We start from the raw sequence: 14,520 nt of genomic DNA, 5'->3' as shown, positions 1-14,520 counted from the left end.
CGATATGTCCGACAAGACGATACAGCGGCCGCCCGCGCGGCGCAGCCGAGCACTGATGCGACTCGCCCGCGGCATGGCGGGCGTGTTCGCCGGCTGCTTTCTCAATGCGGCGTCGGCACAGGCGCCCTCGCCCGGGCGCATCGCGTTCTATTACGGCGAGACGATCGACCCCAGCGCATTCGCCGGATACGATCAGGCGGTGGTGGAGCCGGACAACGGCTTCGTCCCGAAGGTCGCGGAAGCTTCCGGCGCGGAACCGAAGGGCATGCGCTGGATCGCGTATGTCAGCGTGGGCGAAGTGCTGCCCTCGCGCGACTACTACAAGGCCATGCCGAAAGCCTGGCGCATCGGCCGCAACGGCGAGTGGAAATCCGAAGTCATCGACCAGTCCGCGCCGGGATGGCCGCAGTTCTTCGTCGACAAGGTTATCGCGCCGCTATGGGCCAACGGCTACCGCGGTTTTTTCCTCGACACGCTCGACTCGTACCAGCTCGTGAGCAGGACCGACGCCGAACGCGCGCGGCAGCGAGCCGGTCTGGTCGCCGTCATCAAACGCATTCATCGTCGCTTTCCGCGCGCCGAGGTCATCATGAACCGGGGATTCGAGTTGATGCCCGAAGTGCATGACGACGTCTCGGCGGTGGCCTTCGAGTCGCTTTATCGCGGTTGGGACGAGGCGCAGCGCCGCTACGTGGCCGTGTCCGACAAGGATCGCGAATGGCTGCTCGCCCGCGCCCGGGAGATTCGCGAGAACTACGGGCTTCCCGTCATCGCGATCGACTATTGCCCGCCGGACGACGTCGCATGTGCCCGACAGACCGTCAACCGCATCCGTGCCGACGGACTCGTGCCGTATGTCGGCGACGGCCATCTGATGCAGGTCAATCCGGCGTCCGCGCTGGATTGAGACCCGGCCGGGCCACCAGCGAGGCGCCAACAGGTCGCGAAGCAACAGGACAGGCAGGTAAGCGACACCGGCTCACCGCGACCGAAATGCCGGACATCCATGAGCGGAATATCAATCAGGGCAGGCACGCGCCATCGTTCGCCGAAACGGCGCATGGGGTGCCACCCGTCAATTGCCTTTAGGGGAAAGTCATGTGTGGAATCGTAGGCGGCGTTGCGCGCAGCGACGTGGTGCCGGTGCTGGTGGAAGGACTGCGGCGTCTCGAATACCGCGGTTACGACTCGTGCGGAGTCGCCGTGCTGGATGCGCAACAGAAGCTCACCCGCGTGCGCAGCGTGGCGCGCGTTGCCGAACTGCGGGCGCAGGCGGCCGAGGCTGCCCTGGCCGCGCCGCTCGGCATCGCGCATACCCGTTGGGCGACCCATGGCGCGCCGGCCACCGAAAACGCGCACCCGATCTTCTCGCGCGACCGCGTCGGGCTGGTGCACAACGGCATCATCGAGAACCATGAAGTCCTGCGCGACGCGCTGCGCGCCAAGGGTTACGAGTTTGCCAGCCAGACCGATACCGAAGTCATCGCGCATCTGGTCGATGCCCATCTGCATGGCGGCGAGCGCGGTGATCTCGTGCAGGCGGTGCGAGCGGCCATTGCGCAACTTCATGGCGCGTTTGCGATTGCCGTCGTCAGCGACGACGCACCCGGACGCCTGGTGTGCGCCCGGCAGGGATCGCCGCTCGTGATCGGCTTCGCGCCGGACGGCCATTTCCTGGCGTCCGATGCGCTTGCGCTTGCCGGGCGCTGCGATCGCTTTACCTATCTCGAGGAGGGCGACGTGGCGTTGCTTACCCCCGACACGGTGACGATCCTCGACAGTCATGGCGTCGAAGTGACGCGCGCGGTGCGCACCATGGCTGCCTATCAAGCTGAAGTCGAGCTCGGGCCTTACCAGCACTACATGCAAAAGGAGATCTTCGAGCAACCTCGCGCGATCGCTGACACGATCTCCGGCATCGCCGCGTTCTCGCCCGCCCTGTTCGGCGAGGCTGCCGCGCACGCGCTGGGTCGCGCGGAAAGCGTCCTGATCCTCGCGTGCGGCACCAGCTACTACGCCGGGCTGACGGCGAAGTACTGGCTGGAGTCGCTTGCCGGCATTCCCACGCAGGTCGAGATCGCCAGCGAGTACCGTTATCGCGAATCCGTACCCAATCCGCAAGCGCTCGTGGTGACCATCTCGCAATCGGGCGAGACCGCCGACACGCTGGCCGCGCTCAGGCACGCCCAGCATCTCGGTCACGAACACACGCTGGCGATTTGCAATGTCGCCACCAGCGCGCTCGTGCGTCAGACGGCGATGTCGTTCATCACCCGCGCGGGGGCGGAGATCGGCGTGGCATCGACCAAGGCCTTCACCACCCAGCTCGTCGCGCTGTTCACGCTGGCGGTCACACTCGGCGTGGAACGTGGCCGTATCGACGCCGACAGCGCGGCAGACTACCTCTCGCAGCTGCGCCACTTGCCGGCGGCCGTCGCAAGCGTGCTCGCCCTGGAGCCGCAACTGATCGACTGGTCGCTGAAGTTCGCCAGTGTGCCGAGCGCCCTGTTCCTGGGGCGTGGACTGCATTATCCGATCGCCCTCGAGGGCGCGCTCAAGCTCAAGGAAATCTCGTACATCCACGCAGAGGCGTATCCTGCCGGGGAGCTCAAGCACGGTCCGCTCGCCCTCGTGAGCGAGCAGATGCCGGTCGTTACCGTCGCACCCAACGACGTGCTCGTCGAGAAGCTGAAATCCAACATGCAGGAAGTGCGTGCGCGCGGCGGCGAACTTTTCGTGCTGGCCGACGACGACATGAAAATGAGCAGCGGGCAGGGCATTCGTGTCATTCGCATGCCGGAGCACTATGGCAACCTCTCGCCGGTGCTTCACGTGGTGCCGCTGCAACTGCTGGCCTATCACACCGCGTGCGCGAGGGGCACAGATGTGGACAAACCGCGCAATCTGGCAAAATCCGTCACCGTCGAATAGGCAACGCACATCGTGCCTGGAACGCAACACATGAACAATTCCGGAACCATTCTCGTCACGGGCGGCGCAGGCTACATCGGCTCGCATACGTGCGTCGAACTGCTCTCGCACGGCTATGACGTCGTCATCGTCGACAATCTGGTCAACAGCCACCGCGAGTCGGTGGTCCGCGTCGGCGAACTCGCCGGCCGCGCGCCTGTTTTCATCGAGGGAGACGCCTGCTCGAAGCCGTTGCTTGCCGACCTGTTCGCGCGCTTCCGCTTCACCGGCGCGATTCACTTCGCAGCCCTCAAAGCGGTGGGCGAATCGGTGGAAAAGCCCGTCGAGTACTACCGCAACAACCTCGACAGCCTGCTGGCGCTGGTCGAGACGATGCGGGACTTCAACGTCAAGGATCTCGTCTTCAGCTCGTCGGCCACGGTCTACGGCAACCCCGCGTCCGTTCCGATCGATGAGTCGTTCCCGCTATCGGCAACGAACCCGTACGGGCAGACGAAGCTCATGGCGGAGACCATCCTCAACGACGTCGCGGCGGCCGACCCGGCCTGGCGTATCGCGTTGCTGCGTTATTTCAATCCCGTGGGGGCGCATGAGAGCGGGCGCATCGGCGAAGACCCCGTGGGCGTGCCGAGCAACCTGATGCCGTTCGTCGCGCAGGTAGCGATCGGCAAGCGCCCCGCGGTGAACGTGTTCGGCGGCAACTGGAACACACCGGACGGCACGGGCATCCGCGACTACATCCACGTGGTCGATCTCGCCCGCGGTCACCTGGCCGCGCTGGCATCGCTCCAGCGGCTCAACCGGGGCTTCACGGTCAACCTCGGCACCGGGCGCGGCTATTCCGTGCTGGAGGTGATCAAGGCATTCGAAGCGGCCAGCGGACGCCCGGTGCCGTTCAAGGTGACCGAGCGCCGCCCGGGCGACATCGAGAGTTGCTATGCGGCGACCGATCTGGCCCGCACCCTGCTGGGATGGGAAGCCGAGTACGGCATCGATCGCATGTGCGCCGACCATTGGCGCTGGCAGATGCAGAACCCGGACGGCTATCGGTAAGCCGCGCTTCCGAAGGCGCTGAACGCAAAAAAGCCGGATGTCGTGAAGACATCCGGCTTTTTCGTTTTGCCGAACCCGACGCCGGCGGGCCGCGATGTGCGGATGTCGCACCGATGCCGATAGATGGCGTCCCCTAGGGGATTCGAACCCCTGTACTCACCGTGAAAGGGTGATGTCCTAGGCCTCTAGACGAAGGGGACGGAGACCGTCATTCGTTTGGTGGAGGTAAGCGGGATCGAACCGCTGACCTCTTGCATGCCATGCAAGCGCTCTCCCAGCTGAGCTATACCCCCGCGCGAAGAGGCGTGACTATAGCGCGTTTGAACGCGGTGGGCAACCGCTTTCGTCCTTGCGCGCTACCCAGGCGCCATCGGCGGGCCGTTCACCGGACGCGTTTGTCGTCACGCGACGCGAGTAGAATCGCATCGCGCGGCCGCGTGCCGCGACTTTTGACGGGACATCCTCATGAAGAAAGTGGTTGCACTGGCACTGACGGTCGCCGCGAGCTGGGCACACGCCGAGCGCGTCGGCGACGTCAGTACCGCATTCAAGTTGTTGGGGCCGGATCACAAGATCGTCGTGGACGCCTACGACGACCCCAGGGTACCAGGCATCACATGCTACGTCTCGCGCGCCAAGACCGGCGGCGTGAAAGGCATGGTCGGACTGGCCGAGGACAAGGCCGAAGCGTCGATTGCCTGCCGCCAGGTCGGACCGGTCGCCTTCGGCAAGCCACTCCCGCACGAGGAAGAGGTCTTCTCCGAAGGGCTGTCGCCGCTGTTCAAGAAGCTGCGCGTGGTGCGCATGGTCGACAAGACGCGCAACACGCTCGTCTACCTCACCTATTCCGACAAGCTCATCGACGGGTCGCCGCAGAACAGCATCACCGCCGTTCCCATCGATCGCGCCACACCGATTCCCACGAAGTAGCCGACGGCGCACGCGCCGGGCGGGAGCGGACCGCCACCTGCGTCACGCGCGCGGCAACCCGAATCGCTTCAACTTCCGATACAGCGTGTTGCGGCTCACGCCGAGCCGGCGCGCCGCGGCGCTCACCTGTCCCTGGCAGGCGTCGAGCGCGGCGCGCAGCGCCTGGCGCTCCGCAGCCTCCAGCGGCGCTTCGAGCTCCCGTGCCGCCTCGTCGCGCCCGAGCCGCGAAGTGTCCGTCTCTCGCAATTCATCCGGAAGGTCGCCCAGCGCGATCACACCGTTCTCGCATAGCGCCACGAGCGTGCGGATGACGCTGCGCATCTGACGCACATTGCCGGGCCACGCATAGGCGCAAAGGCGCTCCTGCGCTTCGTGCGTGAGCGCGATGCGGCCTTGCGCGTGCGTTTGCGAGAGCAGATGGAAGATCAGTTCGCGCTTGTCCTCACGCTCGCGCAGCGGCGGCACGCTGACTTCCAGACCGTTCAGCCGGTAAAAAAGGTCCTCGCGAAACTGGCGCTCGACAATGCGCGCCGGCAAGTCGCGATGCGTCGCGCTGAGCACGCGTATGTCGAGCGGCACCGGTTCGCCGCCGCCCAGCGGCATCACCATGCGCTCTTCCAGCACGCGCAGCAGGCGGGTCTGCATGGCAAACGGCATGTCGCCGATTTCGTCGAGAAACAACGTGCCGCCGTTGGCCTGCCACAGCTTGCCGTTCATGCCCTCCTTGCGCGCACCGGTGAAGCTTCCGCCCACATAACCGAAGAGCTCGCTCTCGATCAGCGACTCGGGAATCGCCGCGCAATTGAGGGCAACGAACGGTCCGTTCGCCCGGGCGCTCGCCGCATGAACGGCGCGGGCGAAGACCTCCTTGCCGCTTCCGGTCTCGCCGCGGATCAGTATGGGCACGTCATGCGCGAATACGCGGCACGCCCGCGCAAAGGCTTGCGCGAGCGCCGGGTCGGCGAACGGTTTCGCCGCCTTGCGCTGCGCGACGCCAGGGACCTCGTGGCTGCGACGCGGCCCACGCACTGCCGCGCGCGAGGGCGCCCGCACCATGGCCAGCAACAGCTCGCTCGTATGGGTGCGAATCGGCCAGCACGTGTTCGGCGCGGGGTGCCCCTGCGCGAAGAGCGAATCGAGCGTTGGCGCGAACCACCGGTCGATGCGCGAGCCCACGATTTCCCCGCGCGTTGCACCCAGGCGATTGAGTGCGCTTTGGTTCGCGGCGAGCACACGCCCCGTGTCGTCGAAAGCGATCAGCGCCTGCGCGAAGCCGCCGAGGTGATCGGCCTGCTCCTGCAATTGCAACAGCCATTCGTCGCGATACTGCTGGAAGAAATACTCGCTCTCCACGACCTTGGCGCTCAGGTTCACGAGGGCCAGCGTGTGGAATTGGCTCTGCCGGGTAACGTCAGCGCTCGTGGACGACACGTCGATGACGGCGAGCAGCTCGCCCTGCGGCGCGAAGACCGGGCTCGCGGTACACGTGAGCGAGGTATGCAGCGCGCGGAAGTGGTCCTGCCGGCAAATGATCACGGGCGCACGCTCCACCAGGCACGTGCCAATGCCATTGGTGCCCTCGCTCGACTCGCTCCAGTCCGCACCCGGCCAGAGGCCCGCACGATGGAAAGCGTCGCGCGAACGGTCGTGCAGGCGGGAGTCGACGATCACGCCGTCCGGGCCGGTCAGCAGTACGGCCTGATCGGGGTGCGTCAACTGGCGTTGCAGGCGTTCGAGCACGGGCATCGACACGTGACGCAGGCGCTCCATCGCATGGCGTCGCTCGCGCAGCTCCGATGACGCGAGCACACGCGGCGCCATGCGCGCGCCGGGATCGAGTGCGTGTTCATCGAGGCAGCGGCGCCATGAACTGGCGATGTTCGGATCCGTCGCAGCAACCGCTGACGTCGCATCGCCCTGCACGACGTTGAGCACGCGGCGCGCGTGCGCGAATTCTGGAGTGGCTGGCATTGGTCGTCTCCCCCTGCCGGATGGTCGCGTAGTCGTTCCCGAAGCATCCCCCATGCCGAGGCCGAGCGCAATGCGGGAAATCAATCGCGTGGCGTGCGGCGATTGGCTGTTCCACGGACGTGACACGTAGTGTCATGAGAGGTGACACCACTGTCACGGATCCGATACACGTCGACCGCTCGAATATCGGACAAGGCTCGTCGGCGCGAGGCTCGGCGCCGATGGCCCGCGAATTGCTTGGGCGTGGCGCGTGGCCGATGCGCCGCCACCGACACCACAATATCCGGAGACACGACATGCGATACGCCCCGCCCGGCACGCCCGGCGCCCTGCTGTGCCTGCAACCGCGTTATGAAAACTACATTGGCGGCAAGTTCGTCCCGCCGGTGGAAGGACGCTACTTCACCAACACGTCGCCGGTCACTGGCAGCGTGATCGGCGAATTCCCCCGCTCGAGCGGGGCCGACGTCGAGCTCGCGCTCGATGCCGCGCATGCGGCGGCGCCCGGGTGGGGCAAGACGTCCGTTCAGGCGCGCTCGCGCGTCTTGCTGCAGATCGCGGACAGGCTCGAAGAAAATCTGGAGCGTTTTGCCGTCGCCGAGACCTGGGACAACGGCAAGCCGGTGCGCGAAACGCTCGCTGCGGACATGCCGCTTGCCATCGATCATTTCCGCTACTTCGCCGGCTGCATCCGCGCACAGGAAGGCACGGCAGCCGAGATCGACGCGCACACGGCGGCCTATCACTTTCATGAACCGCTCGGCGTCGTCGGCCAGATCATCCCGTGGAACTTCCCGCTGCTGATGGCGGCGTGGAAGCTGGCCCCGGCGCTGGCGGCGGGCAACTGCGTCGTGCTCAAGCCGGCCGAACAAACGCCGCTCACGATCACGCTGTTCGCTGAACTGGTCGGCGATCTGCTGCCGTCGGGTGTGCTCAACATCGTCCAGGGCTACGGTCGGGAGGCCGGCGAAGCGCTTGCGACGAGCCGCCGCATCGCGAAGATCGCCTTCACGGGATCGACGCCCGTGGGGGGACAGATCCTGGCAAATGCTGCGGCCAACCTCATCCCCAGCACGGTGGAGCTCGGCGGCAAGTCGCCGAATCTCTTCTTCGACGACATCATGAAAGCCGAGCCGGAATTCATCGAGAAGGCCGCCGAAGGGCTCGTGCTGGGATTCCTGAATCAGGGGGAAGTGTGCACGTGCCCGTCGCGCGCCCTCGTGCAGGAATCGATCTACGAGCCCTTCATGGAAGTGGTGATGGCGCGCGTCGCGCGCATCAAGCGCGGCGACCCGCTCGACACGGAGACGGCGGTCGGTGCGCAGGCGTCGCAGCAGCAGTTCGACAAGATCCTCACGTACCTCGATCTCGCACGCAAGGAGGGCGCGCAGGTGCTCACCGGCGGCGGCATCGAGATGCTGGACGGTCCGCTCGCCTCGGGCTACTACATTCAGCCGACGCTGCTCAAGGGCGAAAACCGCATGCGGGTGTTCCAGGAAGAGATCTTCGGGCCGGTCGTTGGCGTAACGACGTTCCGCGACGAAGCCGAAGCGCTCGCCATTGCCAACGACACCGAGTTCGGCCTGGGCGCCGGCGTGTGGACGCGCGACATCAACCGCGCCTATCGCGTGGGTCGCGCCATCCAGGCCGGACGCGTGTGGACGAACTGCTATCACCTCTACCCGGCCCACGCGGCGTTCGGCGGCTACAAGAAGTCCGGCATCGGTCGCGAGACGCACAAGATGATGCTCGACCACTACCAGCAAACGAAGAACCTGCTGGTGAGCTACGGCACGCAGCCGCTCGGCTTCTTTTGAGTACCGCCTCTATTCGGCGTTGCGTTTGCAGCAGATCAAGGACGCATCGCGCCTGCGGTGCGATGCTGTCCTCAACATCCGCGAATGAATCCGACATCGTCCGGCGTTGGCGTCCGGCCCCGCATGGCCTGACACGCGCGACGGTACGCCGTTCACGGAATCGACAAGGAGCACGACCATGAGCACGACCTTCTTCATCCCCGCAGTCAACATGATGGGCATCGGCAGTCTCGACGAGGCGATTGCCGCGCTGCGTCAATACCCTTTTCGCCGCGCGTTGATCGTGACCGACGCGGGACTCGCCAAGGCCGGTGTTGCCGGGAAAGTGTCGAAGCTGCTGGCGCAGCAGGACATCCAGTCGGTGATTTTCGATGGCGCGAAGCCCAACCCCACGGTGGGCAACGTGGAAGCCGGCCTCGCACTGCTCCGGCAGCATCAGTGCGACTTCGTGATCTCGCTCGGCGGCGGCTCGCCGCACGACTGTGCGAAGGGCATTGCCTTGTGTGCGACCAACGGCGGGACGATTGCCGACTACGAGGGCGTCGATCGCTCGAAGAAGCCGCAGTTGCCGCTCGTCGCCATCAATACGACGGCCGGGACGGCAAGCGAGATGACGCGCTTTTGCATCATCACGGATGAAAAGCGCCACGTGAAAATGGCGATCGTCGATCGCAACGTGACGCCGCTGCTGTCGGTCAACGATCCCGCGTTGATGGCGGCCATGCCCCCAGGGCTGAGTGCGGCCACCGGCATGGACGCCCTCACGCACGCGACCGAAGCCTACGTCTCGACGGCCGCGACACCGATCACCGACGCCTGCGCACTGAAGGCCGTGACGCTGATCTCACAGAACCTGCGGCGCGCCGTATCGCACGGTGACGACATGACGGCGCGCGAGAACATGGCGTATGCGCAGTTCCTTGCGGGGATGGCATTCAACAATGCATCGCTCGGCTATGTTCATGCGATGGCGCATCAGCTCGGAGGCTTCTACGATCTGCCGCACGGAGTTTGCAACGCCGTGCTGCTGCCGCACGTGGAGGAGTTCAACGCGAGCGTGAGCGCCGGCCGCCTGAAGGACATCGCCCGGGCCATGGGCGAGAAGGTCGATGGTCTGAGCGACGAAGCGGGCGCCAAGGCCGCGATTGCCGCGATTCGCCGCCTGTCGAAGGACATCGGCATTCCGGCGGGTCTGACCGAGCTCGGCGCGAAGCAGGAAGACATTCCGACGCTGGCGGCCAACGCGATGCAGGACGCGTGCGGCTTCACGAACCCGCGGCGAGCCGAACAGGCCGAAATCGAGGAGATTTTCCGGCGGGCGTTCTGATCAAGGAGCCCCCCGCCTCTTCGCGTTCCATGCCCCCGAGTCACCGCCGTTTCCGTGACTCGTGTTGTGACACCTTGCGAGCGTATCCCATTGCCGTCGGATGCGTTTCGATACGTTTCGAGCGTAGACGCATTCGACGAATTATTCGGAAGTTACTGAAACTCAAGGCCCGGCGCTGCTGCGATGATGAAATTGGCCACGGGACCGGCCAATTCACACACTTCTACGGAGGTTCTCTATGAGCGCCAAAGACGGTACGAAGACAGGTGGGGACGGTAAATGGGGCGGACTCGACATTCCGAAATCGCTGGCGCGTGAAGGGCATGTCGTCTGGTTTTATGAGCACAACCGGTATCTGGGCTTGGAGTGGGACGAACTGGCGGGCGAAATCAAGAAGGCGCATGTCGCGAATCCCGAGAACGCCATTTACTTCGATACGTTCGCGCACGCGGTTGTCGCCTCGGACCGCCTGGTGAGCCCGAGTCTCGTTCTCTACTCGCCCGGCAAAGGGCTCCGTCCACAGGTGAAGGGCTGACGATAGCGGCAAGTTCATCGGGTTGACCGGGAAGGGTCACGCGAATCGCGTGGCCCTTTTTTCGTTCGGCTGCGTCGATACGCCGCGCGCGTTTTCTTTCGGCGTCGATACGTTTCGAGTGTCGACGCGTCGGAAAAATGGATTCAGACGTTGCTGAAACTCAAGGCACGGCACTGCTGCGATGATGAAATTGGCCACTATGGGCCAATCAACCCTCCTTTCATGAGGAACATCTATGATCGTCGGAAACGGAACGAAAGCAGGCGCTGGCGGCGACTGGGGCGGGCTCGATATCCCTAAGTCACTGGCACGCGAGGGACACGTCGTCTGGTTCTATCAGCACAGGCGATATCTCGGCCTGGAATGGGATGAGTCGGCCGGAGAAATCAAGAAGGCTCATGTGGCGGACTCGGAAAACGCCATCTACTTCGACAGCTTCGCGCACGCCGTCGTCGCCTCGGATCGCCTGACCAGCCCCAGCCTGGTGCTCTACTCGCCGGGCCGGGGAATGCCAGTCAAGGTGATGGGATAACGGAAGCGGAGGATATGGGCCCGCTCTGGGAGCGGGCCGTCGAGCGTGTTGGCGTTGCGCTAACGAGCGGGCGCCCGGCGCGCCGATGCGGGTACGCGGCATCGTCTGGCCGGTCGCCGGCGTATCGTGTGGGTGTAGGACGGTTCCGATTGTGATTGGACCGGCCGGTGCCGGCGCGATCTCAGGATGGTCGGGATCGGCATTGAGCAGTACGGCATTCGCGGAGGAGCGGAAAGAAACCATGCGAATCGCGAAACCGGCGTTGCCGTGCGGGGTTGGGCCTCCACCGTCATTGCAGGCGTAAGGCGAGCAAGCGGGCGATGGTCAGGATGGCCGAGAAGCCCGCGCCCGCGGCGCGCGTGGAAGGGCAAAAGAGGCGAAGGGACGCAAGGGCAGAAGGGGCAAGTCGAAGTCATCTGGAATCGACTTGCCGCGAGCGTGGCCCCATTGCGAGCGCCGCTTCGAACGACTTTCATGGCGGCGAATGCCGCTCGCGTCCGGGCGCTGCGCCTGTGCAGCCCCGACGCCAACGTTGGCATTGGAAACGCCATGCCCAGAACTGAAGGCGAATATCCCGGCAAGCGCCGCGTATAGACGCGCCACATTGAAGTGTCAGAGAGGGGACGGGAGGAAAAACGACGCTCAGCCGGCCATACAACAAACACCTGTATTGGCCCAGTGAATTCCTGCTCACGCCATAATGGACGAAAAGACGATGAGCACGAAGATGGACGAAGACATCAAGCGATGGACGGCGAAGCGCAAGAGCGCCCTGGTGCTGGACATCATCCAAGGCAAAACGGCGGTGGCGGAAGCCAGTCGCGCTTATGACCTGTCGCCTTCCGAGGTTGAGAACTGGGTCGACGACGGCAAGCGGGGTATGGAGAACGCGCTACGGGCCAATCCACTGGATCTGAAAGGGCAGTACGAACGGCAGATCAAGGAATTGCAAGAGGCGTATGGCGAAGCGATGCTGGAGCTGCGCGCCCGAAAAAAATTGCGGTCCCTGCTGGGCGAGGACGACAAGTGATCGAGACGATCCGCCAGGGACTGCAAGTTGACGGTATTACCGTCTCGATCTCGAAGCTGTGCCGTTGGTTCGAGGTGCCGCGTCGCACCGTGTATTACCGGCCGGTTAAGTCTGCACCGAAGGTTCAGGCGCGTTTTTCCGAACCGATCAAAGCACTGATTGAGGAATCGCCGTCGTTCGGCTACCGGACCGTGGCGCACCTGCTGGGGTTCAACAAGAACACGGTGCAGCGGATCTTCCAGTTGAAGGGCTGGCAGGTTCGCAAGCGACCGATTGGCTTCCGCCCTCGCGTTCAAGCGATGCCGTCGGTCGCCACCGCACCGAACGAGCGATGGTCAACGGATATGTGCCGCGTCTGGGCCGGTCGCGACGGTTGGGCTACGTTGGCGCTGGTGATCGACTGCCATACGCGTGAACTACTGGGTTGGCGCCTGTCGCGCAGCGGCAAGGCCAGCACTGCCTCGAGCGCGTTGGAGCATGCGCTGATTGCCCGGTTCGGGACACTCGGACGGGTGCCAAAGCCATTCCTGCTCCGCAGCGACAATGGCCCGGTCTTTACGAGCCGCGATTACACGGCATTGGTGCGCCGTTACGGGTTGCGGCAGGAGTTCATTACGCCGCACTGCCCGCAGCAAAACGGCATGGTTGAGCGCGTGATCCGCACGCTCAAAGAGCAATGCGTGCATCGCCATCGGTTCGAGACGCTGCAACATGCCAGCCGCGCGATTGCCGACCGGAATATGGATTGGAACGCAAACACGAGGCACCACATCGCCTCGATGTTGGTGGAAGTTGCCGAGCTCAGCACGACACCTACGCCTACGACGGAAGCTGAGGAATCACAACAAGCCGGCGATCGTCGTGTAGCGCTTGAGCGGCGAGCACTTTTTGTAGAACAGGCCGCATGATGTAGAACAAAAAGAAAACGGGTCCCATCTCTGGGACCCGCTTCGGTATTGGTGCCGGCTGCAGGACTCGAACCCGCCACCTGATGATTACAAATTTCCTTGCAAAACAATAGGTTACTGATAATTCAGGGAAAAAGACAGTAACACCGAAAAACAAAAAGAACTTTAGATTCAGTAGCTTAGAGAAGTGCAGAGAAATGGGGACGAACTTACTTGTGTACCGCTCGTGTACTGCACATCCGGGCATGGTCCATCAGACCTGAGACGCAATGGGGCCGGGCGCTCCCCTTGCGCCCGACTGAACCAGGTTTGACTCCTGCTCGACAGGGATGGGACTCTTCCAGATGCGTCACTACGAGCGCAACAGCTGCCCCCTGTGAACGCCTGGCAGCCGGCCTTCAAGCGCGAGCAAGACACGCACCTAAGGACAGTGTCGCTGCTCGACAGGTGTCTATCCATCGCGAAATCAAAATTAAAAGTTCCTTACTTTTTCGATGGAATGAGGTAGCAACACGTAAAACCTATGGCACTAAAGTCTCAAATCGCACAATCACGGTCGCTAGCAATGAATCGAAGCCTGGCGTGGCGTAGCCGGAAAATCAACGCGAAGCATCCAACCCACGCATCCGTCGCCAAACAGCCCGTGCTTGAGCTGGCGCCACCTTGCCCTTCAACTTTGAGTTCTCCAAAGCCAATCCCCAGGTTTTCTCATCGGCTTGCTCGATAAACGCGCGAAACTGCTTAACATTATCAGGCGTAAGTCTTCCTTCCGCAGCTCGAAAACACTTCGCCAACGGTTCCGCCATTAGTCGAGGGACCGAAAAGAGTGATGCTACCGCCGCCTCTGGCGTGTTCACGCCGTGTTGTATGTATGCAGGTAACATGAGTGCATCCATACTCTGCTCATTAATCTCACCTTTACCACCCAGATTCCAACCGCGGATATATGCGTGAGCCCCCCAGGATATCGTCTGCGACACCTTTGTAAAAAGATAGGTGCCAGCACTGCGAAGCTGGTCGACCTCGTTTCCCTGAAACTCAGGCGCCAGCTCTCGAACCGTCTTGCCGCCAATCCAACCTTCTACGACACGAGCGACTGCCGACACATCCATGAGGCCACGACCTTTTCCAAGCGCAAGCTCCAACTCCGGCAACCAAGCTAACGCCGAGACCAAATGTGCCAAGGAGTCCGCTCCACCTCGAAGCACCGCTTGAGGCCCCGCTGATAGAACTGAATCCCCTGGAATTTTTGCGTAAAGCTCATCGAAACTAAATGAACCAAACCCCGTTGTATCTGCAATTTTCAGATAGGCCGTTGGCTTACCGGCGATCTCACTCAAATATCGCGCGGCAAGATCACGAAGCGCTCGACGCTCTTCCCGACCAGGTGGAGTTGCCCCTGTAACTCAGGACACGTGGACACCGTTAGGTTGATGACGCCGCTGCTCGCCTGAACTCGCGAGGCGAGCGGTATTTCAGGGCTTTG

The 14,520-nt window shown here is 63.4% G+C and carries 12 protein-coding genes and 2 tRNA genes; 10 read left to right on the top strand and 4 right to left on the bottom strand.

The features are described 5' to 3' along the window. Nucleotides 1–55: 55 nt before the first annotated feature. The 3 genes from CDN36_RS18000 (at nucleotide 56) to galE (ending at nucleotide 3,984) form a co-directional block, all read left to right on the top strand. A complete protein-coding gene (locus tag CDN36_RS18000) occupies nucleotides 56–907 on the top strand; it encodes an endo alpha-1,4 polygalactosaminidase (RefSeq protein WP_287497486.1) in 852 nt (283 codons plus the stop codon). Between the two features lie 191 nt (nucleotides 908–1,098). Further along, nucleotides 1,099–2,931: a glutamine--fructose-6-phosphate transaminase (isomerizing) gene (gene glmS, locus CDN36_RS17995; protein ID WP_287497485.1), complete on the top strand. Its 1,833-nt coding sequence runs from the start codon at nucleotides 1,099–1,101 to the stop codon at nucleotides 2,929–2,931. A 30-nt stretch (nucleotides 2,932–2,961) separates the two neighbouring features. Next, on the top strand, nucleotides 2,962–3,984 hold the full coding sequence (gene galE, locus CDN36_RS17990) for a UDP-glucose 4-epimerase GalE (protein WP_023593971.1): 1,023 nt from the start codon (nucleotides 2,962–2,964) through the stop codon (nucleotides 3,982–3,984). 124 nt (nucleotides 3,985–4,108) lie between these two features. Here galE and CDN36_RS17985 read toward each other — a convergent pair. Both CDN36_RS17985 and CDN36_RS17980 read right to left on the bottom strand, forming a co-directional pair. Beyond that, nucleotides 4,109–4,184, bottom strand: a tRNA-Glu gene (locus tag CDN36_RS17985). A 17-nt stretch (nucleotides 4,185–4,201) separates the two neighbouring features. Beyond that, nucleotides 4,202–4,277 (bottom strand) — tRNA-Ala (locus tag CDN36_RS17980). Between the two features lie 172 nt (nucleotides 4,278–4,449). On the opposite strand from CDN36_RS17980, the gene CDN36_RS17975 reads away from it, so the two are divergent. After that, nucleotides 4,450–4,914: a CreA family protein gene (locus CDN36_RS17975; protein WP_150556112.1), complete on the top strand. Its 465-nt coding sequence runs from the start codon at nucleotides 4,450–4,452 to the stop codon at nucleotides 4,912–4,914. Nucleotides 4,915–4,956: 42 nt separating this feature from the next. Here the strand turns inward: CDN36_RS17975 and CDN36_RS17970 are convergent, their stop codons facing one another. Continuing rightward, the gene (locus CDN36_RS17970) at nucleotides 4,957–6,885 is read right to left on the bottom strand and encodes a sigma-54-dependent Fis family transcriptional regulator (protein WP_287497484.1); all 1,929 of its coding nucleotides are present in this window, start codon (nucleotides 6,883–6,885) and stop codon (nucleotides 4,957–4,959) included. 296 nt (nucleotides 6,886–7,181) lie between these two features. Here CDN36_RS17970 and exaC point away from each other — a divergent pair, with 296 nt between their 5' ends. The 6 genes from exaC (at nucleotide 7,182) to CDN36_RS17940 (ending at nucleotide 13,034) form a co-directional block, all read left to right on the top strand. Beyond that, nucleotides 7,182–8,702, top strand: coding sequence for an acetaldehyde dehydrogenase ExaC (gene exaC / locus CDN36_RS17965; protein ID WP_287497483.1), 1,521 nt, complete (start codon nucleotides 7,182–7,184; stop codon nucleotides 8,700–8,702). A 178-nt stretch (nucleotides 8,703–8,880) separates the two neighbouring features. Continuing rightward, entirely contained in the window at nucleotides 8,881–10,029 is a 1,149-nt protein-coding gene (gene yiaY / locus CDN36_RS17960; RefSeq protein ID WP_150556109.1) for an L-threonine dehydrogenase, read from the top strand. A 238-nt stretch (nucleotides 10,030–10,267) separates the two neighbouring features. Next, the gene (locus CDN36_RS17955) at nucleotides 10,268–10,564 is read left to right on the top strand and encodes a hypothetical protein (RefSeq protein WP_150556108.1); all 297 of its coding nucleotides are present in this window, start codon (nucleotides 10,268–10,270) and stop codon (nucleotides 10,562–10,564) included. 235 nt (nucleotides 10,565–10,799) lie between these two features. Beyond that, on the top strand, nucleotides 10,800–11,096 hold the full coding sequence (locus CDN36_RS17950; protein WP_150556107.1) for a hypothetical protein: 297 nt from the start codon (nucleotides 10,800–10,802) through the stop codon (nucleotides 11,094–11,096). Between the two features lie 715 nt (nucleotides 11,097–11,811). Continuing rightward, a complete protein-coding gene (locus tag CDN36_RS17945; protein WP_287497482.1) occupies nucleotides 11,812–12,126 on the top strand; it encodes a DUF1153 domain-containing protein in 315 nt (104 codons plus the stop codon). Then, on the top strand, nucleotides 12,123–13,034 hold the full coding sequence (locus CDN36_RS17940; RefSeq protein WP_287497481.1) for an IS3 family transposase: 912 nt from the start codon (nucleotides 12,123–12,125) through the stop codon (nucleotides 13,032–13,034). The genes CDN36_RS17945 and CDN36_RS17940 overlap by 4 nt, the downstream gene beginning before the upstream one ends. A 599-nt stretch (nucleotides 13,035–13,633) precedes the next feature. On the opposite strand, the gene CDN36_RS17935 is transcribed toward CDN36_RS17940, so the two are convergent. Next, complete coding sequence (locus CDN36_RS17935; protein WP_287497480.1) at nucleotides 13,634–14,374, bottom strand: hypothetical protein; 741 nt, start codon at nucleotides 14,372–14,374, stop codon at nucleotides 13,634–13,636. Between the last annotated feature and the right edge of the window lie 146 nt (nucleotides 14,375–14,520).

It is taken from the genome of Pandoraea sp. CB10b_02 (assembly GCF_002216225.1).
Taxonomy (GTDB): domain Bacteria; phylum Pseudomonadota; class Gammaproteobacteria; order Burkholderiales; family Burkholderiaceae; genus Pandoraea; species Pandoraea nosoerga.
Note: the sequence above shows the minus strand (reverse complement) of the source record. Positions and strands in the feature narration are given on the sequence as shown.

What these genes read in the sequence shown, in the direction of transcription:
- CDN36_RS17970 (WP_287497484.1), bottom strand. Translation starts at nt 6,885, where the DNA reads ATGCCAGCCACTCCAGAATTCGCGCACGCGCGCCGCGTGCTCAACGTC.
- CDN36_RS17955 (WP_150556108.1), top strand. Translation starts at nt 10,268, where the DNA reads ATGAGCGCCAAAGACGGTACGAAGACAGGTGGGGACGGTAAATGGGGC.
- CDN36_RS17975 (WP_150556112.1), top strand. Translation starts at nt 4,450, where the DNA reads ATGAAGAAAGTGGTTGCACTGGCACTGACGGTCGCCGCGAGCTGGGCA.
- CDN36_RS17950 (WP_150556107.1), top strand. Translation starts at nt 10,800, where the DNA reads ATGATCGTCGGAAACGGAACGAAAGCAGGCGCTGGCGGCGACTGGGGC.
- CDN36_RS18000 (WP_287497486.1), top strand. Translation starts at nt 56, where the DNA reads ATGCGACTCGCCCGCGGCATGGCGGGCGTGTTCGCCGGCTGCTTTCTC.
- CDN36_RS17945 (WP_287497482.1), top strand. Translation starts at nt 11,812, where the DNA reads ATGAGCACGAAGATGGACGAAGACATCAAGCGATGGACGGCGAAGCGC.
- galE (WP_023593971.1), top strand. Translation starts at nt 2,962, where the DNA reads ATGAACAATTCCGGAACCATTCTCGTCACGGGCGGCGCAGGCTACATC.
- exaC (WP_287497483.1), top strand. Translation starts at nt 7,182, where the DNA reads ATGCGATACGCCCCGCCCGGCACGCCCGGCGCCCTGCTGTGCCTGCAA.
- glmS (WP_287497485.1), top strand. Translation starts at nt 1,099, where the DNA reads ATGTGTGGAATCGTAGGCGGCGTTGCGCGCAGCGACGTGGTGCCGGTG.
- yiaY (WP_150556109.1), top strand. Translation starts at nt 8,881, where the DNA reads ATGAGCACGACCTTCTTCATCCCCGCAGTCAACATGATGGGCATCGGC.